This is a genomic window from Candidatus Methylacidiphilales bacterium (assembly GCA_028713655.1).
Classification (GTDB): Bacteria; Verrucomicrobiota; Verrucomicrobiia; order Methylacidiphilales; family JAAUTS01; genus JAQTNW01.
Genome location: JAQTNW010000030.1, coordinates 18,903 through 40,515, shown reverse-complemented (window position 1 = coordinate 40,515; position 21,613 = coordinate 18,903). Strand labels below are relative to the sequence as shown.

At 53.7% G+C, this 21,613-nt stretch carries 19 protein-coding genes; 8 read left to right on the top strand and 11 right to left on the bottom strand.

What is annotated here, in order from left to right; genetic code table 11:
* The 7 genes from PHD76_10595 to PHD76_10565 form a co-directional block, all read right to left on the bottom strand.
* Positions 1-829 (bottom strand): transposase (locus tag PHD76_10595; GenBank protein ID MDD5262281.1); only part of this gene is annotated, 829 nt, incomplete at its 3' end.
* Positions 830-860: 31 nt separating this feature from the next.
* Positions 861-1,112 (bottom strand): hypothetical protein, encoded by a 252-nt coding sequence (locus PHD76_10590; GenBank protein ID MDD5262280.1) that lies wholly within the window; start codon positions 1,110-1,112, stop codon positions 861-863.
* A 293-nt stretch (positions 1,113-1,405) separates the two neighbouring features.
* Positions 1,406-1,861, bottom strand: coding sequence for a hypothetical protein (locus PHD76_10585; protein ID MDD5262279.1), 456 nt, complete (start codon positions 1,859-1,861; stop codon positions 1,406-1,408).
* Position 1,862: 1 nt separating this feature from the next.
* The gene (locus tag PHD76_10580; GenBank protein MDD5262278.1) at positions 1,863-2,165 is read right to left on the bottom strand and encodes a tyrosine-type recombinase/integrase; all 303 of its coding nucleotides are present in this window, start codon (positions 2,163-2,165) and stop codon (positions 1,863-1,865) included.
* Between the two features lie 373 nt (positions 2,166-2,538).
* Positions 2,539-3,528: a hypothetical protein gene (locus PHD76_10575; GenBank protein MDD5262277.1), complete on the bottom strand. Its 990-nt coding sequence runs from the start codon at positions 3,526-3,528 to the stop codon at positions 2,539-2,541.
* Complete coding sequence (locus PHD76_10570) at positions 3,525-7,949, bottom strand: hypothetical protein (GenBank protein ID MDD5262276.1); 4,425 nt, start codon at positions 7,947-7,949, stop codon at positions 3,525-3,527. Before PHD76_10570 ends, PHD76_10575 begins: the two co-directional genes overlap by 4 nt.
* Before the next feature lie 197 nt (positions 7,950-8,146).
* Positions 8,147-9,475, bottom strand: coding sequence for a hypothetical protein (locus PHD76_10565; GenBank protein MDD5262275.1), 1,329 nt, complete (start codon positions 9,473-9,475; stop codon positions 8,147-8,149).
* Between the two features lie 616 nt (positions 9,476-10,091).
* On the opposite strand from PHD76_10565, the gene rsmI reads away from it, so the two are divergent.
* The 7 genes from rsmI to PHD76_10530 all read left to right on the top strand — a co-directional run bounded on the left by rsmI (position 10,092) and on the right by PHD76_10530 (position 16,471).
* Complete coding sequence (gene rsmI, locus PHD76_10560) at positions 10,092-10,775, top strand: 16S rRNA (cytidine(1402)-2'-O)-methyltransferase (GenBank protein MDD5262274.1); 684 nt, start codon at positions 10,092-10,094, stop codon at positions 10,773-10,775.
* Between the two features lie 31 nt (positions 10,776-10,806).
* Positions 10,807-11,421 carry a hypothetical protein gene (locus PHD76_10555; GenBank protein ID MDD5262273.1) on the top strand — a complete coding sequence of 205 codons (615 nt, stop codon included), beginning with the start codon at positions 10,807-10,809 and terminating at the stop codon, positions 11,419-11,421.
* Between the two features lie 39 nt (positions 11,422-11,460).
* Positions 11,461-12,204, top strand: coding sequence for a MotA/TolQ/ExbB proton channel family protein (locus tag PHD76_10550; protein ID MDD5262272.1), 744 nt, complete (start codon positions 11,461-11,463; stop codon positions 12,202-12,204).
* A 175-nt stretch (positions 12,205-12,379) separates the two neighbouring features.
* Entirely contained in the window at positions 12,380-12,802 is a 423-nt protein-coding gene (locus PHD76_10545; GenBank protein MDD5262271.1) for a biopolymer transporter ExbD, read from the top strand.
* A complete protein-coding gene (locus tag PHD76_10540) occupies positions 12,799-13,575 on the top strand; it encodes an energy transducer TonB (protein ID MDD5262270.1) in 777 nt (258 codons plus the stop codon). Before PHD76_10545 ends, PHD76_10540 begins: the two co-directional genes overlap by 4 nt.
* 268 nt (positions 13,576-13,843) lie before the next feature.
* Positions 13,844-15,382: a glutamine-hydrolyzing GMP synthase gene (gene guaA / locus PHD76_10535; GenBank protein MDD5262269.1), complete on the top strand. Its 1,539-nt coding sequence runs from the start codon at positions 13,844-13,846 to the stop codon at positions 15,380-15,382.
* Between the two features lie 222 nt (positions 15,383-15,604).
* On the top strand, positions 15,605-16,471 hold the full coding sequence (locus PHD76_10530) for an SGNH/GDSL hydrolase family protein (GenBank protein ID MDD5262268.1): 867 nt from the start codon (positions 15,605-15,607) through the stop codon (positions 16,469-16,471).
* Between the two features lie 119 nt (positions 16,472-16,590).
* Here the strand turns inward: PHD76_10530 and obgE are convergent, their stop codons facing one another.
* The 4 genes from obgE to PHD76_10510 all read right to left on the bottom strand — a co-directional run bounded on the left by obgE (position 16,591) and on the right by PHD76_10510 (position 20,797).
* Positions 16,591-17,619 carry a GTPase ObgE gene (gene obgE, locus PHD76_10525; GenBank protein ID MDD5262267.1) on the bottom strand — a complete coding sequence of 343 codons (1,029 nt, stop codon included), beginning with the start codon at positions 17,617-17,619 and terminating at the stop codon, positions 16,591-16,593.
* 350 nt (positions 17,620-17,969) lie between these two features.
* Positions 17,970-19,373, bottom strand: coding sequence for an NAD(P)(+) transhydrogenase (Re/Si-specific) subunit beta (locus PHD76_10520; GenBank protein ID MDD5262266.1), 1,404 nt, complete (start codon positions 19,371-19,373; stop codon positions 17,970-17,972).
* A gap of 1 nt (position 19,374) precedes the next feature.
* Positions 19,375-19,656: an NAD(P) transhydrogenase subunit alpha gene (locus PHD76_10515; GenBank protein ID MDD5262265.1), complete on the bottom strand. Its 282-nt coding sequence runs from the start codon at positions 19,654-19,656 to the stop codon at positions 19,375-19,377.
* 7 nt (positions 19,657-19,663) lie between these two features.
* The gene (locus PHD76_10510) at positions 19,664-20,797 is read right to left on the bottom strand and encodes a Re/Si-specific NAD(P)(+) transhydrogenase subunit alpha (GenBank protein MDD5262264.1); all 1,134 of its coding nucleotides are present in this window, start codon (positions 20,795-20,797) and stop codon (positions 19,664-19,666) included.
* Positions 20,798-20,854: 57 nt separating this feature from the next.
* Here PHD76_10510 and nadD point away from each other — a divergent pair, with 57 nt between their 5' ends.
* Positions 20,855-21,466 carry a nicotinate (nicotinamide) nucleotide adenylyltransferase gene (gene nadD / locus PHD76_10505; GenBank protein MDD5262263.1) on the top strand — a complete coding sequence of 204 codons (612 nt, stop codon included), beginning with the start codon at positions 20,855-20,857 and terminating at the stop codon, positions 21,464-21,466.
* Positions 21,467-21,613 lie beyond the last annotated feature (147 nt).

The window sequence follows — 21,613 nt, the reverse complement described above, 5'->3', positions numbered from 1 at the left end:
CTCCACCTATGCTTTGAGGATCAATTTTTAAACGAAAGCGGCTGCGTTGCACCATCGATGCGGCGGCTTGGCCCTCCTGATGCACATTGGGTTCGGTCACCTCAACGTCCAAAATAAACCGGCTTCCATTATCCATTAACACATTGTCCGAGTAAGGCAGGCGGGTCTTCTCAAAACGTTTGGCAAAGAGTCTGGCTTGGGGAGCACTCTGGCTGCGGTGAGTTGCGTTGCTGATTTTAGGTTTGTCCGTTTTGGAATCCGGATTCGGATCCGGCGGGTTTTCCTCCGGCACCGGATTCTGCGCCTCGACCTCCTGCCAGTAGCCTTCCGCACTCATGGGGACAACAATCGGCTCCAGACTGTCCAAGGAGGCATTGGCCTGCATCGTGGTGGCATCGACACTCAAATGCCGCCCTTGGATCAAGCCCCGCGCCAAGGCTTGGTCCACCACCGCATAAAATAAATCCCGGAACAAGGTCGTTCCGGCAAAACGCCCATGCCGGTTCTTGGTGAAGGTCGAATGATCCGGCACCTTGTCTTCCAGTCCCAAGCCGCAGAACCAACGGTAAGCCAGATTCAAATGCACTTCCTGGCACAGACGGCGTTCCGAATGAATGCCAAAAAGATACCCGATAAACATCATTCGCACCAAAACTTGGGGATCAATTGACGGCCTTCCGATTGTGCTGTAGAGGTCCTGGGTCTTTTGGTCGATGAAGTTGAAGTCAATCTTGCGCTCGATGCGCCGTAAAAGATGATTCCCCGGAACCATCTCCTCCAGCCGGATATTCACAAACAAGGGTTGCTGCTTTTGCTGTCGTCCACGCATCCTGATTAGACAAGCAGGCCGTACACTATGTTCAAGCTAACTTATCCCCTTTTTCAACAGCCTCTTGAGAGTTGACCCCAAAAAGATATTGGCCGCTTCCGGGTTGAGTTTCCCTAACCACTTCAAACGGAATCAACATGATTCCGTGCTGGCCTGGGGCGATGGAGTTGTCGGAGCCGGAGTAGGTTGCGGTGCCGACGATTAGGGCATTATTTCCATTTGACCCGCGCCAAAAAGCGCGGTTTTTCCCTGTACCTATCTCGGGTTTCAGGAAGTAGCCCACGGCTCTTAATCTGGCAGCTAAAGAATGAGAGTCGAGCCAACTTTACGGCTGTTTAGACAGTTTTGGCTTTGAGAGCACGTTGACGTGGCAACCCTGCGGCTCACCAAGACGGCACCAGAACGGATTAGGCAGCGATCTTTAAAGGTTTGCCATGCCGGAACCGGGACAAGCGCGTATTGAGCAAAGCCACTTTTTCCTTGTGGCTTAACCGGGACAATAACGCACTCACTCGTTCCCGGCCTCGTCGGGATATCGCCAATGCATCCACTGTTTTTTTGCGCGTTGCCATAATTTTACAACTCCAACGGACTCAATATATCCACTGGAGGATACCCCTGCAACAAATTTACCGCGTTGAACGCGGTGCGTCGATCTCGGTTGACCAGATGTTTGAAGTTCCAACTGACCAACACCGGCACTCGATGTACCACGGCAATGGCCACATGGGTGGCATCGTCGGCATATTTGGATGGGACAATTTTTTTAGCCATATAAGCCCGGGCCAATGCCTCCACTTCCACTGTGAGCGGCAACAAGTCGGCTTCTGTAAAGGTGCGTTGCATCAAGTCCTGCACTTGCTGGGGTGCGGTGGAGATTTCAAAATCCACCAGCAGGGAGGAGACGAACCGGTATTTTCCCGCCTGCTGTTTTTGCCACAACTCACGAGTCGCAACTTGGAATGGAGGATCATAATACCCGCCGATGACGGAAGTATCCAGATAGAGACTTGGGACATTCACTGGGTTCACGCTATGCCTTTGCGGGAGTGGAAGCACGCCATTTCCTGTGTCTTTTTTCTCCGCCCCAGCCGAGGCGCTGGAAGGCAGGCACGTCGATCTTTTTCAACCGTTCGCTGGGAGAAGTTTTTTGATGAACCTTTTTTAGATCGACCGGCACAACGCGGGTGTACACCTGGGTGGTGGTAATCTGGCTGTGACCGAGCATTTCCTGCACATGCCGGACGGAAGCGCCGCCCCGGAGCATCTCGGTGGCACAGGTATCAATCGACAGTGCGGAGCATGGTGATGCACAAAAGAAGAATGACTGAAGCATCAATGAAGCATGACGGATGCACCGTGAACGGCCCTTGACCGAACCTGTTCGGGGTGCCGTGTTCTGCGTCCCTTCAACTCCAAGGCCAACCGTTTAGGAGGTCATTTTTGGAGGCCTTGACGTTGGGATGGGGGCATGATTTCCAACGATGTTCCGACAAAGTTCCAACATGAATTGAACTCAGTTCCGACAAACACCCACAAAGTTCCCACGCTGTGGATATATGAGGTGCCCCAAGTAAAAAGATTGCCCACTTTGTCTGTCGGGATAGGGGCGGTTTGTATTTCCGTTGGTTCACCCGCACCCAAAATGTTCCCTGGCGGAGAACAGAGCATAGTGAAAAGTCCTGAACTTTTCACATCCGACAAAAGCGTTAGTAATTTCCGCCCAAAAAATCGCCCGTTTCGGAATCAATGTACACCACAACAGGTTTATTTCCTACTGCTGTTAAAACATGGTACGTGACGATGTAAGCGGGGCGGCCCTCAGACCGCTCTTCCAAGGTGACGGGTCGCTTGGAAGTTTTGGGCCAATAATTGGGACGAACAATGACTTCCCGGATCCTGGGCTTTTCTAAAACACTGATGGTCTTGGTATCCGAAACCAACCCCTGCAGCTTCAGGATTTCAGGCAGTTTTTCGTTGGCAAGCTGCAAGCCCTTGTCTTCGCCAATTTTTTGGTATGGCTTTTCTTCATAGTGGGTCAAATAAAACAGACTCAGGATGTATGGGCCATACGTTTCACTAATATCGACCATAATCGAATCATCATCAAAAGGAACTCCAGAGGGAGTTGTGCGCCGGAGAATTGCAATCCAATAACCCTCGCTGTACTTCATGGGCTTACCTATTGGTCCCCCGCCGCCTGAATTTGATTCCCAAACAACTTTTTCAAATTTAAAGTCTGCAAGATTCCAATCTTGCAAAAAAATTTTAGCAAACTCGGAGGCTAACTGTTCCGCCTTCTCCTTTGGCCATTTGGGAATTCGTTCGGGCGCGTCATAGAAAGGTGCGTTTGCATGATAGTTATCATTAAAAAACTGAATAAATTTGAATGATGTTTGTAAAAAATTGAATGTTGCAACCTGGCTTGGATTCGGATCTTTATAACCATTTAATCGAATTGCCCCCTGGTGGTAGTCATGTGGAGCATCTGTCAACTCCAGTTTCCATTTCGAAACTTGTATCAATGAAGATTTAAACCCATTCTCCAAATAAAACTGGTTGATTTTATCAACCAGAACACTGGTTTTGTGACGGCAGGCGCTTTCCGAGTCTGTTTCTGTATCTGATGGGGAAGCCATTGGGACTGCCTGTGCCCAACAGCCAAATAATATCAATGTGATGAAGGCGATTTGTTTCATGGATTTTGCACGGTCCCAGGCACCTTCTTTTCAATCAATTGCTTTGCCGTATAAGAACTGGGCGCAATATCTTCCAACCTATTCAATTGCGCAATTACTTCATCCGGGTGATTGGCCATGTCAGCCAATTCGATTTTGGCCGGCGATTCTGAACTGGCGCGGTCAAGGGCTGTCAGAACTGTTGTATCCTCTTTAAACTCTTTGAAAAATCTCTCCTCTGCATACGCTGCCTGGCGCATGAAGACTTCGTCGCTCCAGCCAATATAGACATAGGAACGGAAGGCATCCCGCATTTCCTGGGTCTTGGCTCCTTGCCGATTTTCTGCCGAGCCACATGCGCTCAGGAACACAAGTTTCGGTGCCGCCAACAAAGTCATCATCTTGACATCGTCAGGCGTGTAACCCTGAAATTGTATGTTGCCGTTCTGGTGTTTCATTAAAACAAAGCCTTGGAACCCAACACGGGGAGCTTCCGGGGTTTGATAAAAATCGAAATGCGAAGCACGGGTCATCCCGTGACAGGCCAATAGAACATAATCATAGCGGCGCAGCACGTCTCCGATGTCGGTATTGTCAGCCCAAAGCAAATTCTTGTTTCTGACATTGCCGTATAATTCAAGATTGGCATCTCCATCCGTTCGGACATTTGCAAGGCTATTTAGCATCCGCTGCTCATCCTGTTGTATAACGGAATCCGGCGGCACATTCTGGCTTTCTGTTGCAGCATCCGGATAGCCCCGCAAATGCCTTTCGACTTCGGGGTTTCCTCTCATCATTTCAGGGACTGACCACGCAGCAAAAAGCCCGCGCTGAACTGCTGTCTTGACGCCACTTTTTGTGTCCGGGGCATTATCAAATACAAAGTTATAGTTGATGTGATCGGCATTGCTGACTGCGGAACGCACGTTATGAAGAGTGGTGCTGTTATAGTGGGCATATTCTTTCTGCGAGTCTTGGGGCAGTAAGATGAACGGCTCTGAAATCATCATGCCTGGCTGATTTGGCATGGCCTGAAGCGGAACTTCCACCCCCGGATCATTTTCTTGATCCGAAGTATGAATTTTAATCGAATTCAAGCCGGTTATCTGTGGCATTTTTACAAAACACACTCCGCTGCCTAGGGTTTCCGGATCGTTGGCTTCGCTGCTATGGTCATCAAGCAGGCTAATTTGGCGGGTCTGACTGGTGAAATTCCTTGTATTGGGGCCTGTTTCAAGAAGTTCAACGGTCACCGCGCTCTGTGGATCAGTTGTGGTGTAAATTTTGCATTGAAGAACATCAATAGCGGAACTGTCGAAGGTGGGATTGTTGAGTACTTGGACAGTTATGCCATTGGCAGCATCAACAAATTGGCGAGTATTGGCTCCTGTTTCAACCGCGGTTACAGCCAAAGGCTGGCCCAGATTGGCCACTGGAGAATTGGCGTCACCATACAGGATGCTGATATGAAGCGTATCAATGGCTCCGTCGTCCAAATAAACATTGTCTGCCTCAGCCAATTGCACAAAGGAGGCATAAGTATTCGTTCCGGTGTGCTTCAACGTGAATGGTGTATTTGAGTAACCCAAGGCCGCAACTGAAACGATGGCCTGCCAGGCATTTGCATTCGCGGAGTTCAAAACAACAGTCACAGTGCCATCATTGTTGGCAAATGTGTTTGTATTGTTTCCGGTTTCCACCAAAGTCCCGTTGAATTCCCCCGTCGCTTTGCCATCCAGATGAACAAATATGCTGTCGGGCTGATCCGCCGAAAAGGCACCGGCTGAAATTGTCATTTGGGGTGTAATATTGAGGGGGATGGATTCTACCCCAGTATCGTTTTCTCCAAACTGCCTGGGGTCGCCCTGGAAAAGCGGGACTTGGTCTATTTTATGATATTGGCTGCTTCCGGGTTGAGTTTCCCTAACCACTTCAAACGGAATCAGCATGATTCCGTGCTGGCCTGGGGCGATGGAGGAATCGGAGCCTGAGTAGGTTGCGGTGCCGACGATTAGGGCCGAGTTGTTGATGGCGACGCAGGGGCTGGAGTAGGTGGGGCTTTGCAAAACCCAGCCGCTTGTTGTTGGGATTAGATCGTTAAGATTCTTTTTGATATAGGTGTCCGAGGAGCTGCCGTCGAACTTGGTCTTTTCCCAGAGTGTGCCGTTGCCTGGGCCATCGAATCCAATGATCTGAGGCGTTGGGGTGGAACTGCCGCTGATGGTGCTGGTGTGGTTGTTGAGGGCTTTTGCTGCGCCCGAGCCCAGGTTGGTGATTTGAAGGGTTGATCCTGAAACCTGCACCAGCTTGGCATTGGAACCGTCTCCGCCCACGACCAGGTTGCTATCGTTAATGGCATACGGATGGAGCGTGGGAGAAGTGGTATAGGTCGTTCCGTTTATGACCGGTCCGGGTCCGTAGTACCCATACCCACACCAACTCGAAGTCCCTGCTGCTCCGGTTACATCGACGCGAGTTAAAGTGTCCGATAAAAGATGAGCTAAATTCGGCGGGGCATCCGATGGATCAAACTGGAGCACATAACCTCCTTCGCCATGTCCCACGATAAAGCCCTCGTCGCTGATGATTGCAGGTCCTGTATCGTTGGGTCCTCCCATGACACCCTGCCATCCCAGTCCAATACGTAGGGGTACTTCTGTCGTACTGGTCCAGTAACCGGCGGCGGAATCATTTCCGATCGGGTTACCATCCGAATCGTAAACATTGCCAAGAATCTGCCCCGTGATGTGGTTGGAGTCGTCGATGCTGGTAATAGAGCTGCTAACCCCGTTTCCCGGGTACAATTGAAGCGCAGTCAGAACCCCCTGATTCCAGACTTGCGGGACCCAAGCGCCTGTTGGGTTGCCGTCTGGAGGCCCGTTTCCCGCCACCACACCGCTGTTATTAATCCCAACCGGCACAAAATTCAATCCCAGATCAATCACCGCATAGCTGGAAGCCGGGAATTCATTCGAAGTTGCCGAGCCGGTCGAATTGATTGCGCTGACCCGGTAATGATAACCAGTTCCGGCCGTTCTGCTCGTGTCCTGATAAGTGGCACCCGTTGCGGTGCCCAGATTTTCCCAGGTTCCTGTGCTCAGCGTTTCGCGTTCGATCTGATAACTGGTTGCCCCCGCTGAAGGCGTCCAGGAAAGGTTCATGTTGCCGGAATCGTCAAACGATCCGCTCAGGCTTGTCGGAGAGGAAGGAATCGGCGGCGGGGGATTGCTTTGGTTGGAACCGCCTGACTGTCCGGCTGGGTTGGTGGCCACGCTGCGGGCATTGGTTGAACCGTTGACGCCTGCGGCGGCGGCTGTGGCGGCGTCCACGGTGAAGCTGGTTTGGTTGGCGCCGACCGTTCCCAACTGTACCCAATTGCCGTTGCTTTGCTGATACTGGATGACAAAGCCCGTCTCATTGCCGGAATTATCCTGCCAGGAGTAAGTCAGGCTGCCGTCTCCGTTTGTGGTCACGCTGAAATTGCTTGGGTCGGCCGGGACACTGATATAATTGGTGGTAACCGTAAATTGGGCGGGGAACCCGGTTCCCGCTGTGACGCTGATCTGGCTGATTATTCCTTCCCCGGCAGGTTGCAAATAATAAACATTTGCAGTTGTTCCTTGATAAACAACAGCATAGCCGTTGATGTCAGTCCGCATGGGCAGGCTGTCGTATTGCTGGGCGACGGGCGTGTTTATGGTCGTAAGCTTGCCTCCGCCTTGCGTGACACTAAATGTTATTGGCGCATTGGAGAGCGGCAGGCCTGTTGCACTGTCGGTTACTTGGATAAGCAAAGGATTTGCTGCAAAGGTACCAGGATCACTTGTCTGGTTGTTTCCGCTGACGATCGTGACCTGCGGGGTGATGGTGTAGGAGTCCTGGTTGTAATAGTTGTTGGGATCGCTGCCTCCCTGATATTCTTGGAGGTTACTGAGCCCGTCGCCATCGGGATCGGCATTGGGATCCACGCCAGTATGTCCAAAGTTCTGTTGTTGCCAGGCGGCGGGCAGAAAGTTGCTCAGATTAAAGTTAAAGACGGTTTTGAGCTGACCGAGGTTGGCAGCCTGGTTATCGGTGGCTGCGTTGACGGCAAGCCAGGAGGGCGCTGAGGCGGTGTAGCCGGCGGCCACCAACCGGCTCCAGATTTTGCCGGCGATGTATTTTAATTGGCCGACGGTCATTACCGTGAAGTCGGAGGGCTTTGGGTTGGTCCCGTTCCAACCGTTGGCTTGGTATTCCTGCTGCCAGCCGGTGACGAGGGTGTTGAGGTCGCTGCCCGCTCCACCAGCCAGGCCGACGTTCATTTCTTGGACGGCTTTTTGGGTGAACTGCTTGAGCTGGCCCTGGTTGACTACCGCGTAGTCATTCGCGCTCAGAGAGCTGCTAACCGCGCCGCGGGCGGTCCACCAAGCCGGCTGGGTGGCGGAGAGAGAGGGAGCCAAGCAATTTAACGCCAAGACGCAAAGGGCAAAAGACGCAAGAGGACGAAGGACGGAACGGGAACTGTGAACAACTCTCCAGAGGCGCGTAAAAACAAAGAAAGCCTTCCGGCATGATGCCGGAAGGAGCAGGTGGGACGCCTGTGCTCCTAGTGGAACAACTCGTGGAAAGTGTCGCGTCATGCGGGTAAAAGCTCCAATCAATTGCCTGTGAACATGGGGATGTTTCCACCGGGAGCGGCGGTGATCGGGCCTTGCACAGCCATGCTGCCGGTAACTGTGGCATTACCGTTAGTCGTGAAATTTCCATTGGCATCAATTTTCGCCAATACCGTTCCTGAACTATTCTGCCACTGTGTGAGGTTGGCTGTTTGTGAGGCTGCCCCCTTCACTATTTGCCCGATATAAGTTGGATTGGCCACATTGATTTGCAACTGCGCAGCCGGATTGCCTGTGCCAATCCCGACTTGTCCGCCGGAATTGCCGGCATTGCCGTTATTTATAACCATTAACGGATTGTTAGAATCGCCGTTTTGATTAAAAAAACCGCACTGCGTCATGCCGGAATTATATTTTACTCCCATGTACATCAAGGCTGAGTTTTTGGATCTAAATCTCATCATCGCCCTGTCGTCGCTACTGTCCGTGCCATAAACAAACATGGAGCAAGAGCCGCCTACAACATACAATCCCACTGGAAACGTGGTGCCGACATTGGGGTCATTGAATGTATTTGAACCGACCACCAATCCTGTTCCAACTCTCATGATTCCGTACGAGTCAATCCAATTCCGATTAGGCACAATCGCATCTCCCACGGAAAATACGGGAGTAGATTGTCCGTCGGTAGAACGTGCATATAACTGTAACGCCGTTCCCGCAGCACCACCGGATACTGTTAAAGCCGTATTGGGATTTGGATTGCTGGTTCCAATCCCAACCGAATCAGAAGTGACAATTCCATTCGAGCCTGACGCTGCCCAAATTGAATTTGCCAGGGTATATCTTTGGTCCGCCGCGCTTTGAGTTAAATAGATGCCCGCAGCGGCCGAGGCCGTCAGCAATGCATTCCCGTCAATGGTGATCTGGCTGCCACTGGTGTTGGGTGTCAGGACAATTTTTCCCGCGTTTCCACCGGAGTAGTCCGGCGCCTGTATCGTCAGCACGTTGTTCTGATCCAGTTTCATCTTATCCTTCATCCCTCCACTGCTGTTCTGCTGCCAGCGCCAAGTCGTGCTGTTACGCGCTCCGGCCAAGTTGATCGTGGTGGTTTGTCCAGTAGCATCGTCTGTATAGGTAAAACTAATTCCAGGGCTGGAACCTGCGGTGCCCAAGTTCAAAGTATTGCCAAATACATCCAATGCGCCGGATAGGGTGAGGTCGCCCGCTTCAACAGGATTGGCCCCGGTATCTGGCTGGATTGAGAGGTTTCCAATGTAAACTCCGCTATTGATGGTGTCCGCTCTGGCGGCTGTCGCACTCAAAATTGCCAAAGCAGCAAGACATACCCATTTTTCTGTATTTTTCATAAGGTTCCTTCCTTTATTGTTTCTGTTTAAAGGCTAAAATGACCGGATCGGGTAGTCAGAGGTTTGTTGTGCTGACTGCTTATATAATTATAAATGACACACCGAAGGCTCTTCGATCACAGCATGGGATGGCAGGGGTACGGGTATCGGAAATACAGGCCAAAGTGCCCGCGGCATCTGCCACAAGACCATGCCATTCAGGTAAAAGGCAGCCGCTGACACAAAAAAAGAAAATCCTGATTGAAGATTTTCCAAGCATGGCCTCACACCTAAAGCCATGAGGTATTATGAGTCAATTTCAAGTTTGTTACAATTTAATGTTATTCACAAAAATAACGGGAGCAGATTATATAAGTAAAATATGGCCGGAGATTGTTTTGCTTATACAATGTTGTGAGTGTGTTGGCACTGCGTCTGAATTAGTGGGTATTATGCCAACACCAATGGGACGGCACAGTGATCGTACCTCCATTCGTATCGCTGTGTCGGAACGAATAAACGTGGAATCCAAAGCGGTGTCGTGTCCCCGGCGGCTGGCGGACTTGTCACCGCACTCTATAAACAGCATGGCCGAAATCGGAATTGCCCCGCGCTCCTTTTCGCGCAGGATGTCCGGATGCCAGGAAAGCTTTATGTGGTCGCAACGCCGATCGGAAATCTGGAAGACTTGACGATACGGGCCTTGCGGGTCTTGAAGGAAGTGAGCCTCATCGCCGCGGAGGACACGCGTCATACGGGTTTGCTGTTGCAGCATTACGAAATTTCCAAGTCCCAGGTGAGTTACCACAAATTCAACGAAGCACGGCGCAAGGAAGAGTTCGCCTCCCGTTTTGAGCGGGGTGAGTCGATCGCGCTGGTCAGCGATGCCGGCATGCCGGGGATTTCAGATCCGGGAGAGCGCCTGATCCGGGATTGCTTGAAACAGGGAGTCGATGTGGAGGTGATTCCGGGACCGTCGGCCGTATTGCATGCGTTGGTGGCGTCCGGGATGAAGATTACACCGTTTTATTTTGGCGGCTTTTTGCCGGTCAAAGGAGGAGCACGGCAGAAGGAATTGCTGGCCGCAGCCGGGCGCGACAGCACCAGCGTATATTTTGAGTCTCCCTACCGGCTCCTGCGGACCCTGGAGGATTGCGTGGCTGTGATTCCCCAGAATGCGGTTTGCGTGGCGCGGGAGCTGACCAAAAAGTTTGAGGAGGTCAAACGGGGCACTCCTGAAGAGGTTTTGGCGTATTTCCGGGCGGGCAAGGTCAGAGGGGAGATTACTTTTCTGGTTCAGGGGGCGAACGAGCGGAATTGACACTTATCAGCCCTTGCCGCTATTAAAAAGTATGCGAATTTCAGTCCTTCTTACCTTGATCCTTCTTGCCGCAGGGGCGCAGCTCCTGGCGGACAACCCAAAGCCGTCGAAAAAACAGGCTCCAGAGCCCGTTTCTGTGCAGGCTCCCGACGCAAGCAAGAATGAAACGGCCGCCCAATCCCAACTTCCGCCAGCCAAGGCGTATCCTCCGCGGGTTGAGCCCTGGGACCTGCCGGTGGAATTGGATGCCAAGATCGGCATCGGCAAGGTGTATGATTTCTTGAACGATCCCAGCGTGACCCATACGGGTAATAACCAGAGCATTGCGGAGGAATTCAAATACTATAACTACGGGGCGGTGACCCAGGCGCAATTGGAATCGCGCAAAGGCCATTATTATACGGTGAACTGGGCGAATAAAGGCCCTGCGGCTGATTTGATTTTGCGGATGGACTACCGCCAGTCGCACACGCGCGACAAGGTGACCACGCTGGAAATTCCCTACAAAGGCATTGAAGGCAGCGTCAAAGGCCATTTTTCGATTACCGGCGAAACGTACAAGGAATTCGGCGATGTGAATTCCTGGCGCATTTCGGTGGTGAGGAACGGCAAAATTGTCGCCCAGACCCGTTCTTTCATCTGGTAACAGAGGCCGGGGGAATTTTTCCCGGAAACAATCAAGATCATGATATCGGGTCCTTTAGACATCATGCAGCGCGGGGGCCCCATCATGTGGTTCCTGCTTTTCGGCAGCGTACTGGCGGTGGGTGTTTTTGCCGAACGCCTGATTTTTTATCATCGCTGCTCGCTCAATCTTGACCACTTTCTCAAGGGCATAGCCAATCTGTTGCGCCAAGGACGTTACAACGAGGTGCTCGAACGTTGTGACGAAGCCTACGGCCCCGCGGTCCGGGTTGTGCAAACAGCCGTGCTCAAGCGAAACATGCCCAAGGCCGAGCTGAAGGAGATCGTCCAGGAAGTGGCGCAACTGCAAATGCCGCGCCTTGAAGCGAACATGATCCTGCTCACGACGGTGGCCTGTGTTTCGCCGTTGCTGGGGCTGTTGGGAACGGTGACCGGCATGATCAAGGCTTTTATTAAAATGAACGAAGCGATGGGCGCCGCTCCCATCGGCGACCTGGCGGGGGGTATTTGGGAAGCCCTGATCACCACGGCCGGCGGCCTGGTGGTGGCCATTCCGTGTTATGTGGCCTATAATTACCTTGTGTCCCGGCTTAACGCCATCGTGACCGACATGGAACGGGCGGGGATTGAGGTGGTGCATCTGCTGCAGGAGGCCCCGCCGGAGAAAATCGGGGCCGATGACGGCAAGAAAGAACCCGTTGTCGCGAAGCCGGAAATCAAAGGTACGGATGCCAAAAGTGCAGACAACAAAAGTACCGATGCCAAGAGTGAGCCGGGCCGTTAAAAGCTGTTTGGTTATTTGGAGGTCCAACCTTTCCGGAGGCCCATTTAGGACAGGATTTACAGGATGAACAGGATTTCACAAAAAGATCACAGAGTTTGTTCGAGGTTGTTGAGTTTCTCCTGAATCTCCATGTTTTCTTTGTTAAAATGTTTTTCGTGTTGTCCCATTTAATGCCATGAAATTACGCAGGAATATCAAGCCGCTGGGTGCGGGATTTGACATGACGCCGTTGATCGACATGGTCCTGACGCTGATCATCTTTTTCATTCTCAGCTCCACCTTTGTGCTCCAGCCGGGGGTCAAGGTGAATCTCCCGCGCGGGCCTTCGCATGGCGGCATCCGGGATATCCGCTATGTTCTCAACGTCACCGCGCAGGATCCCCCGGTTATTTTTCTGAACGACCAGGTGATCACGATGGAAAAACTCGAGGGAGAATTGAAGCGGATTTCGAAAAAGCAGGCCGATGCCACGGTCGTGCTGCGCGCCGACCGAAATGTCCCGCATGGTTTCGTCACGGAAATTCTCACGCACGCGCTTGCCGCCGATGTCGGCGTGGTCATTGCGACCCAGCCGCCGGGAGCGGACTCCGGTCCATGAATGCCCAGCCTCTGCATGAACTCTGGGAAGGATTGCTGCCTCCGGAGCGGCGCTGGCTTGGACTGCTTGTTTTGATTTCGCTGGCGGGCCATTTGGGCTGTTTTTTTATTTTCAAGGTGGAGACTCCGCCGTCTGCCGGTGTGCCGCAGCGTCCGCAGCAGGTGACTTTGCTGTCGGCTGGTGGAGCAGACACGGTGGCCGCCGGGAGCATGGTCTGGATGGATTGGCGTGATCCGAGCGTGATGGCGCTGCCCCGCAGCCCCCTGCCCGAGTTGTCGCGGATTTCGAGCCTGCCTGAATGGAAACAAAAAGGGCCTGAGTCCGCGCCGCTGCCCCAGCAGTTCCGTGAGTTTGTCCTGAAAGACGACATCGCATCGCTGTCGCAACAGGTGTCGGATAGTTTGAAGGAATCGAAGCCTGATCCCAAGGGACTGCAGATTGAAATACCGCCTCAGCTTAGCGGGACTGTTGTGCAGATCACGGGAGGCCTGGCGGAACGCGCCATCCAAAAAAGGACGGAATTGCCCCAGCCCGCGGTGGATCGGGATTTAAAGACCACCGTACTTTCCTTCTCGGTCAATGAAGAGGGGATGATTGAAAATATACTGGTGGACAGTTCCTGCGAAGATTCAAGCGTGGACCAGCTTGCGGTGCGCGAGTTGAGGAACTGGAAATTCGCGCCCGCTGCAGACACCCCGACGCAGTGGGGGAAGGCGTTGATCTACTGGCATTTCAAGGAAAAGCCGGCCCCGGCGGCCCCGCCCGCGCCATGAAAATCGATTTTCTCTCGCTCTTTCTGGGGTACCTGTTTGTTTTTCTTGCGGTGATTTTTGCCGCATGGTTAATTTCCGCATGGAGGCAATACCGGTTTTCACGCAGCGCGCGCAGAAGCTATCGTTGCACGATCTGCTCGCACAAAATTCAAGCCGGCCAGGCCATTGTTTCGGTCCGTTGCCCGTCCTGTGGAGCGCGAATCAGGCTGGACAAACTGTCCGAACCCTCTGACAGTATTTGACTCTTTGGCCCTTATTGAGACCTTTCATGGAAACACCCGAACGCATACTTATTCTGGATTTTGGCTCCCAGTACACCCAAGTCATCGCCCGCCGCATCCGCGAGGCCAATGTCTATTCCGAAATTGTGCCCTATTCCACCGGCGCCCGCAAAATCGCCAGCCTGCGGCCCCGGGGCATCATTCTTTCCGGCGGTCCGGCCAGCGTTTATGCAAAAGACGCGCCCAAGCCCGACCCGGAAATTTTCAACCTGGGCATTCCCATCCTTGGGATTTGTTATGGCATGCAATTGCTCGCCCATTTCCTGGGCGGTGAAGTGGCCAAAAGCCAGAGGCGCGAATATGGCCGGGGCCTGTTACAGGTGGACCGGAAATGCGGATTATTCCGGGGATTGTCCGGTTCCATTGAAATCTGGAACAGTCATGGCGACAAAGTCACGCGCCTGCCCAGGGGCTTTAAAGCGGCGGGCAAAACGGAAAACTCCGCCTATGCCGTGGTGCAAAAGGGAAACATCTTCGGCCTGCAATTCCATCCCGAGGTGGCGCACACGCCGCGCGGCAGGGAGATTATCCATAACTTTGTCAAGGGCGTCTGCGGTTGCAAGGGAACCTGGACGATGTCCTCGTTTATTGACAAAACAGTGGAGGAAATCAGGGACAAGGTCGGGAAGGACCGGGTGATCCTTGGTTTGAGCGGCGGGGTGGATTCCAGCGTGGCTGCCGCCCTGCTGCACCGGGCCATTGGCGGCCAGTTGGTCTGTATTTTGGTTGATAATGGATTGTTAAGAGCCAATGAAGTGGAAAGCGTGAAACGGATTTTCGGCAAGGGCCTGGGCTTGAAGCTCAAGGTCGTCGATGCCTCGGACCGCTTCCTGTCCAGGCTCAGGGGTGTGAGCGATCCCGAGCGGAAGCGCAAGATCATCGGCACTGAATTCATCCGTGTGTTTGAAGCCGCCACCCGCTCGGTTGGGAAGGCGAAGTTTCTCGCGCAAGGCACGCTGTATCCCGACATCATCGAAAGCGTTTCGATCGACGGCAACCCGGCCGCGCTGATCAAGTCGCACCACAATGTCGGCGGCCTGCCGAAACGGATGAAATTCAAGCTGATTGAGCCCTTGAGCCAGCTTTTCAAGGACGAGGTGCGCGCGGTGGGCGAAGCGCTTGGTTTGCCGAAGGAAATGGTCTGGCGCCAGCCGTTCCCGGGCCCCGGCCTGGCTGTGCGTTGCCTGGGACCGGTGGACCGCGCCAAATTGCAAATTCTGCGCGAGGCGGATGCCGTCGTTGTCGAGGAAATGAAGCTAAGCGGCTGGTATTACAAAATCTGGCAGTCGTTTGCCGTTTTGCTTCCGGTGCGAAGCGTCGGGGTGATGGGAGACGAGCGGACCTACGATTTCACCATCGCGGTGCGCGCGGTGGAAAGCCAGGATGCCATGACAGCCGACTGGGCGAAATTGCCCTATGATCTGTTGGGCAAGCTTTCGACCCGGATCATTAATGAAGTCAAGGGCGTGAACCGGGTGGTGCTGGACATCAGCTCCAAGCCGCCGGCGACCATCGAGTGGGAATAGGCGGAATTTACCGTTGACGCTCTGTCGGCGTACTCCAAGATTCTGGTCGAAAGCGATATGGAGTGCGGTGGCAAGTTCGGCAGCCGTCGAATGCGACACCGCTTTGGAAGTTTATTCAGAAGAGATAAACGATGAACTCTGAGCGCAAAGATTACTTTGTAAGTGCCGATTCCGAGTTGTTTGCCCTTGATTTTATCTGTTGCAGCCCGAACAGTACTTAAAATGAATCAGATTGCACTTGGTCTTGCGGATGGAACCGCCTTTTTCATTGGGATCGGATTGCTTCTGGCATCAGTCACAACCACTATTTTCTCGAAAAGCCGCCTTGCACAATCATCGGCGAATATCGGCTGCCTTGTCTCTTTGGTTGTGGTGCTGCTTTCAGCCACACCTCTGCCAGCATGGGAATATGTCTTATTGTGCGTTTTTACAGCAGGATTTCTTTTATATATCAATCAGTTTCGTAATCGGAAACATTCACGACGATTGCGTGCCATATTTGCTGCGGGAGTCGTTGTGGTTTCAATCGCAGTGGCGGTCCAGGAATCTTTGAACCAGTTGAGTCCTGTTTTTACGATGTCGGCCCACACTCGGATTTATGTTGTTGGGGACTCTATCAGCGCCGGGATGGGGCGAGACACAGTGTTGTGGCCGCCTTTGCTATCTGATATGACCGGTCTTAGTGTGAGCAATCTGGCTCTACCGGGTGCCAATGTACAAAGCGCACAGGAGCAAATTGCAAAAATCCCCAACATTCCATCCGTTGTAATTTTGGAAATCGGAGGGAACGACCTCCTGGGTCCTTCTTCATCCGAACAGTTCCGAAAGGGACTGGAGAGTATCCTCGATCGACTTCATCAAGGCAGGCATCACATTTTGATGGTTGAACTTCCACTCTATCCATTCAAGAATGCATTTGGTGAGGCGCAACGGGACCTGGCAAGGAAGTATGGTGTAACTTTGATTCCAAAGCGGTACTTCACGAAGATTCTAGGCACTGAGGGTGCGACGTTGGACGGTCTTCATCTCTCCCCGGCAGGGCATAAGCTCTTTGCAGAAACAATCGCCGGCATCCTGATTGTCAGGTGAGTTAGAGTTCGTGCTGTACGCATAAAATCCCGGGACATTCTCATGTCCCGATTTCTCCGTGATCTTCGTGTCTTCGTGAGAGAACAGGTGTTGGGTATTTCGGAGACGCGCTGCTATTTTTAGCGTTCCGGAAGGCGCTGGCTGAGTTCTTTCACCAGTACATCGATGCCTTCGCGTTCCGATGTGGAGATCGGGATGATCTTTTGGCGGAATTTCTTTTTAAAATTTTTCAAGTGCGCGGACGCTTCGGGCAGGTCCATTTTATTCGCCGCAATGATAAACGGACGCTCCGCCAACAGGGGGTTGTGCAATTTTAATTCGGTCCGCAGCTTGCGGTAATCCTCCACCGGGTCGCGGTTCTCGGAACCCGCCATGTCGAGTACAAAGACCAACAGACGGCAGCGCTCGATGTGCCGCAAAAAATCGTGGCCCAGACCGACGCCCTCGTTTGCGCCTTCGATCAGCCCGGGAATATCGGCAACGGTGAAACGGGTGTAATTGTCCATTTCCACGATGCCGATCATGGGAACCAGCGTGGTGAAAGGATAGGGGGCGACCTTGGGTTTGGCTGCGGAAACAGCGGCCAGCAGGCTCGATTTCCCGGCATTGGGGAAGCCGACCAGACCGACATCGGCAATTGATTTCAATTCCAGGAAATATTGTTTTTCCTCGCCGGGTTCGCCGTCGTCTTTCCTGCGAGGGGCTTTGTTGACGGAACTTTTGAAGTGGGTGTTGCCACGGCCACCGCGCCCGCCGGCTGCCAGCACGAAGGTCTGGCCCGGTTTGAGCATATCCGCCGCCGGTTCACCGCAGGCCAGATCGACAGCTCGTTCAAAATTGCCTTCCGCAGTCGGGAGATAATAGACCATGGTGCCGGGCGGGACTTTGATGACGAGGTCGGAACCGCTCTTCCCGGTTTTGAGGGCGCCCATGCCGTTCCTGCCGCTTGCGGCAAATTGGTGGGGTTGGAATTTGAGATGAACCAGATTGTTCAACTGGGGATCGACTTCCAGGATCACGCTGCCGCCACGGCCGCCGTCGCCGCCGTCCGGTCCGCCCTTGGGGACGTATTTCTCCCTGCGAAAACTGGAGCAGCCGTCGCCTCCTTTTCCCCCCTTGGCCCAAATTCTGCAGCGGTCGATAAACATGACAAATGAGGATATCAGCGGATTATGCTAAATACAGCCGAATCGCTCGGACGGCTTTTTCTGTGGTCTCGTAGTTTCCTTGGGACAAAAGCACGAATATAATTATCGTTGGCACAGGCTATTCATGCCGATCCAAATAGACGAGATTTTTTAAATTAAATGGGGCGACAGCGGCGCTCGTCTTTTCATGCGGACGCATAAAACAGAGGGCAGCAAAAGAAACCTTCCGGCAGGATGCCGGAAGAAGCGGGCGGGACGCCCGCGCTCCTGTAGAGACAATATTTCTGGCGTCTTTGCGCCTTACGCCCTCCCGCTCGCGATATATATCGCGAGTTGCGTTAAAAATGCGCTCAGGTTTGCTGGACGGCCTGGACGAGTTTGGTCAGGGATTCCTTGGCGTCGCCGAAGAGCATCCGGGTGTTGTCCTTGTAGAACAGATGGTTTTCGATGCCTGCGAAGCCCTTGGCCATCGAGCGTTTCATGACGATGACGGTCTTGGCGTGCTCGGCTTTAATGATGGGCATGCCGTAAATCGGGCTGGTCTTATCCTCGTGCGCGGCGGGATTTACCACGTCGTTGGCGCCGATGACGAGGCAAACGTCCACGCGGTCCATCGAAGGGTTGATGGTTTCCATTTCCTGGAGTTGGTCGTAAGGCACATCCGCCTCGGCGAGCAGGACGTTCATGTGGCCGGGCATGCGGCCCGCAACCGGATGAATGGCGAACTGGACTTCCACGCCGTGTTTGCCGAGTTCGTCGGAAAGCTCGCGCACCTGGTGCTGCGCCTGCGCCACGGCCATGCCGTAGCCGGGCACGACCACGACCCGTTGCGCATAGGCCAGCAGCAACGCGGCTTCGTCGGCCTGAATCGGTTTGACTGTGCCGGCTATCCCTTCCGCGGCGCCCACACTTCCTCCGCTGGAGCCAAAGGCGCCGAATAAGACGTTGGTGACGGGCCGGTTCATCGCCTTGCACATGAGCAGGGTGAGCAGCGTGCCGGAAGACCCGACGAGCGTGCCGGCGACGATCATCGAAAGATTATGGATGACAAAACCGTCCCCGGCCACGGCCAGTCCGGTGAAGGAGTTGAGGAGCGAGATGACGACCGGCATGTCCGCCCCGCCAATAGGCATGACCATCGCGATGCCGAAGAACAGCGCCAGCGCAGACATGATGATGAACGCCGCCGGGCCGACCTGATGGTTGGCCATCAAGTAAGCGGCCAGGCCGAGCATGACGAGCAGGATTAGGCCGTTGAAAAAATTCTGGCCGGGGAATGTGTACGGCTTTTCAAATTTTCCCTCCAATTTCAAATAGGCGATGATGCTGCCGGAAAATGACAGCGAACCAATGAGCGTGGCAAACAACATCGGAACCGCCGTGGATGCCGTGAGGCCTTCCGGACTGTGCGAGCACCGCAGAAATTCCAGGCCCGCGACCAGCGCCGCCGCTCCGCCGCCGAGACCATTGAACGCCGCGACCATCTGTGGCATCGAGGTCATTTTGACCGAATAGGCCCCGAAGGCGCCGAGCCCGAGGCCGATCAAAATGCCGGCGATCATGAGAAGAATGTTGAGTTGTTCATGTCCTTCCGCAAAACGCATCAGCGGTATCGTCGCGAGCAGGGCGACCAACATGGCGGCGGCGGCGATGAGGTTTCCGGAGCGCGCCGTTTTCGGCGAACTCAAAAATTTCATCCCGAGGATGAACAGGACCGCGACACCAATGAAAATGAGGGCAAGCGTGGATGTCATGTTATTTCTTTTTCTTGAACATTTGCAGCATGCGGTCCGTGACCATGAACCCGCCGAAGACGTTGGCCGAGCCGAAAATCACCGCGATGAAGCCGAACGCCTGCACCAGTACGCTGTCTGCGGCGGCGAGCACCAGCATGCCGCCGAGCAGGATGATGCCGTGAATGGCGTTGGTGCCGGACATCAGCGGCGTGTGCAGCAGCGACGGCACCTTGGAAATGACTTCAAAGCCCACGAAAGCCGCGAGCACGAAGATGAACAGGATCAGGATTTGTTCGCTCATAAAATAATCAGTTGGTTTGGGGGCTGAGTTTTTCGTTCACAATCCTGCCGCCGTGCGTGACGAGGCAGCCCTTGATGATTTCGTCATCCAGGTTCAGCACGAAGGACTTTTTCTCCTTGTCCCAGAATTCGCTGATGAGCGCCAGGAGGTTGGCGGAATAAACCTGGCTGGCATGGAGAGGCGCGCGGCCGGGCAGGTTTGCGATGCCGACGATTTTCACGCCGTTGCGGTCAATCACTTCACCGTATTTTACGCCCTCGACATTGCCGCCGGTCTCGACCGCCATGTCAATCACGACGCTGCCGGGTTTCATGGCGTTGAGCATTTCAGCGGTGACGAGCACCGGCGCTTTGCGCCCAAACACCTGGGCGGTGGTGATGACCACATCGGAATCGCCGCAAGTCTTCTTCATTGCGTCGCGCTGCTTCTGAATTTGCTCCTCGGTCAGCGCCTTGGCGTAGCCGTCCCTGGTCTGGCCGGTTTCGCCCAGGTCAATCTTCAAAAACTGTCCGCCGAGCGACCTCACCTGCTCCTCAACCACGGGCCGGCTGTCATAAGCGGTGACTTTCGCGCCGAGGCGTTTCGCCGTGGCAATCGCCTGCAAACCGGCGACGCCGACGCCGACGATGAACACCTTGGACGGCAGAATCGTGCCCGCCGCCGTGGTCATCATTGGGAAAATCTTGTTGGAATAACGCGCGGCCAGGATGACCGCCTCGTAACCGCCTAGGTTGGCTTGGGAGGAGAGCACGTCCATTGTCTGGGCTCGCGTCGTGCGGGGGATGAATTCCACGCAAATGGCGCTTGCGCCCGCGTCCGCGAGCTTTTGCGTGAGCAGGGGATGATTGAACGGGTCGAGGTAACTGACATGGATGCAGCCCTTTTTGATGAAAGGAATCTCCTGTTCGGGCGGCTTGTTAAGCCTCAGGATCATGTCGGCGGTACCCAGCCCCTCCTGGCGGTTGGTAATAATGGCCGCCCCGGCTGCCTGGTAATCGGCATCGGTAAAGTGGATGGCTTGGCCCAAGTCTTTTTCGACTTGAACCTGAGCCCCCAGTGCAGTCAGCTTGGAGACGGTGGCCGGGACTACCGGGATACGTCGTTCTTTTGAATCAGTTTCCTTAGGAACAAAGACCTGCATACGTAAGAAAAAATAATAGTGATTATAAAGGGCGTGAAAACAAAAATCTTATAAAAGATGAAAAAAATCGGTTTATTTGGCGGGACATTTGACCCGGTGCATCTGGGGCACGAGGCCATGGTGCGCGAAGCATTGGCTTGGGGCCTGGATCGTGTGGTGGTGATGCCCTGTTACCTCTCTCCCCATAAACTTCCGAGCCCAGACCACGAGGCGCCGACGAGTTCGGAACATCGTTACCGTATGCTGCAGAAGGCCTTCCAAGGGATGGAGCGGGTGGAAATTTCGCGCTATGAAATCGATAGGGAAGGGCCGTCCTACACTTGGCAAACTCTGGATTATTTGCAAAACAGCAGGCCTGAATCGCGCTGGTTTCTCATTATCGGACTGGATCAATACAGTGCCTTGCCGCACTGGCACAGGTTTGGCGAGTGGTCGAAACGGGTGGATTTTTTGGTTTTCAAGAGGAAAGGGGTAGCGCTTCCGGAGAAGGACGGGATTTATTCGGACTTACAATGCCAGTGGCCGGAGGTTGAAATTCCGGAAGTTTCAGGCACGGAAATCCGGCTTAGGGTTCGGCAGGGGCTGGCTTTGGAGGGGTTGGTTGGGCTTGGGGTGGCCGCCTACATCAAGCAGCAAAACTTATATTTGAGCGCCGCTAGGTCGGGTTAATAGGGCGTGGATTGACGGGAAAGTCATGTTTTGCAATCATTTCCTTTGCCGGGAGTTGCGGGTTTTTTTACGCTCCGCAAAAGGAAAATGCAGTCTGGCAGGATTTTAAGCTGCTTTTCTAGTTGGCAGCGGGTGCGTACGGGTGCT

What these genes read in the sequence shown, in the direction of transcription:
- PHD76_10515 (MDD5262265.1), bottom strand. Translation starts at nt 19,656, where the DNA reads ATGAGCGAACAAATCCTGATCCTGTTCATCTTCGTGCTCGCGGCTTTC.
- PHD76_10565 (MDD5262275.1), bottom strand. Translation starts at nt 9,475, where the DNA reads ATGAAAAATACAGAAAAATGGGTATGTCTTGCTGCTTTGGCAATTTTG.
- PHD76_10580 (MDD5262278.1), bottom strand. Translation starts at nt 2,165, where the DNA reads ATGCTTCAGTCATTCTTCTTTTGTGCATCACCATGCTCCGCACTGTCG.
- rsmI (MDD5262274.1), top strand. Translation starts at nt 10,092, where the DNA reads ATGCCAGGAAAGCTTTATGTGGTCGCAACGCCGATCGGAAATCTGGAA.
- obgE (MDD5262267.1), bottom strand. Translation starts at nt 17,619, where the DNA reads ATGTTTATCGACCGCTGCAGAATTTGGGCCAAGGGGGGAAAAGGAGGC.
- PHD76_10540 (MDD5262270.1), top strand. Translation starts at nt 12,799, where the DNA reads ATGAATGCCCAGCCTCTGCATGAACTCTGGGAAGGATTGCTGCCTCCG.
- nadD (MDD5262263.1), top strand. Translation starts at nt 20,855, where the DNA reads ATGAAAAAAATCGGTTTATTTGGCGGGACATTTGACCCGGTGCATCTG.
- PHD76_10520 (MDD5262266.1), bottom strand. Translation starts at nt 19,373, where the DNA reads ATGACATCCACGCTTGCCCTCATTTTCATTGGTGTCGCGGTCCTGTTC.
- PHD76_10575 (MDD5262277.1), bottom strand. Translation starts at nt 3,528, where the DNA reads ATGAAACAAATCGCCTTCATCACATTGATATTATTTGGCTGTTGGGCA.
- guaA (MDD5262269.1), top strand. Translation starts at nt 13,844, where the DNA reads ATGGAAACACCCGAACGCATACTTATTCTGGATTTTGGCTCCCAGTAC.
- PHD76_10530 (MDD5262268.1), top strand. Translation starts at nt 15,605, where the DNA reads ATGAATCAGATTGCACTTGGTCTTGCGGATGGAACCGCCTTTTTCATT.
- PHD76_10550 (MDD5262272.1), top strand. Translation starts at nt 11,461, where the DNA reads ATGATATCGGGTCCTTTAGACATCATGCAGCGCGGGGGCCCCATCATG.
- PHD76_10555 (MDD5262273.1), top strand. Translation starts at nt 10,807, where the DNA reads ATGCGAATTTCAGTCCTTCTTACCTTGATCCTTCTTGCCGCAGGGGCG.
- PHD76_10545 (MDD5262271.1), top strand. Translation starts at nt 12,380, where the DNA reads ATGAAATTACGCAGGAATATCAAGCCGCTGGGTGCGGGATTTGACATG.
- PHD76_10510 (MDD5262264.1), bottom strand. Translation starts at nt 20,797, where the DNA reads ATGCAGGTCTTTGTTCCTAAGGAAACTGATTCAAAAGAACGACGTATC.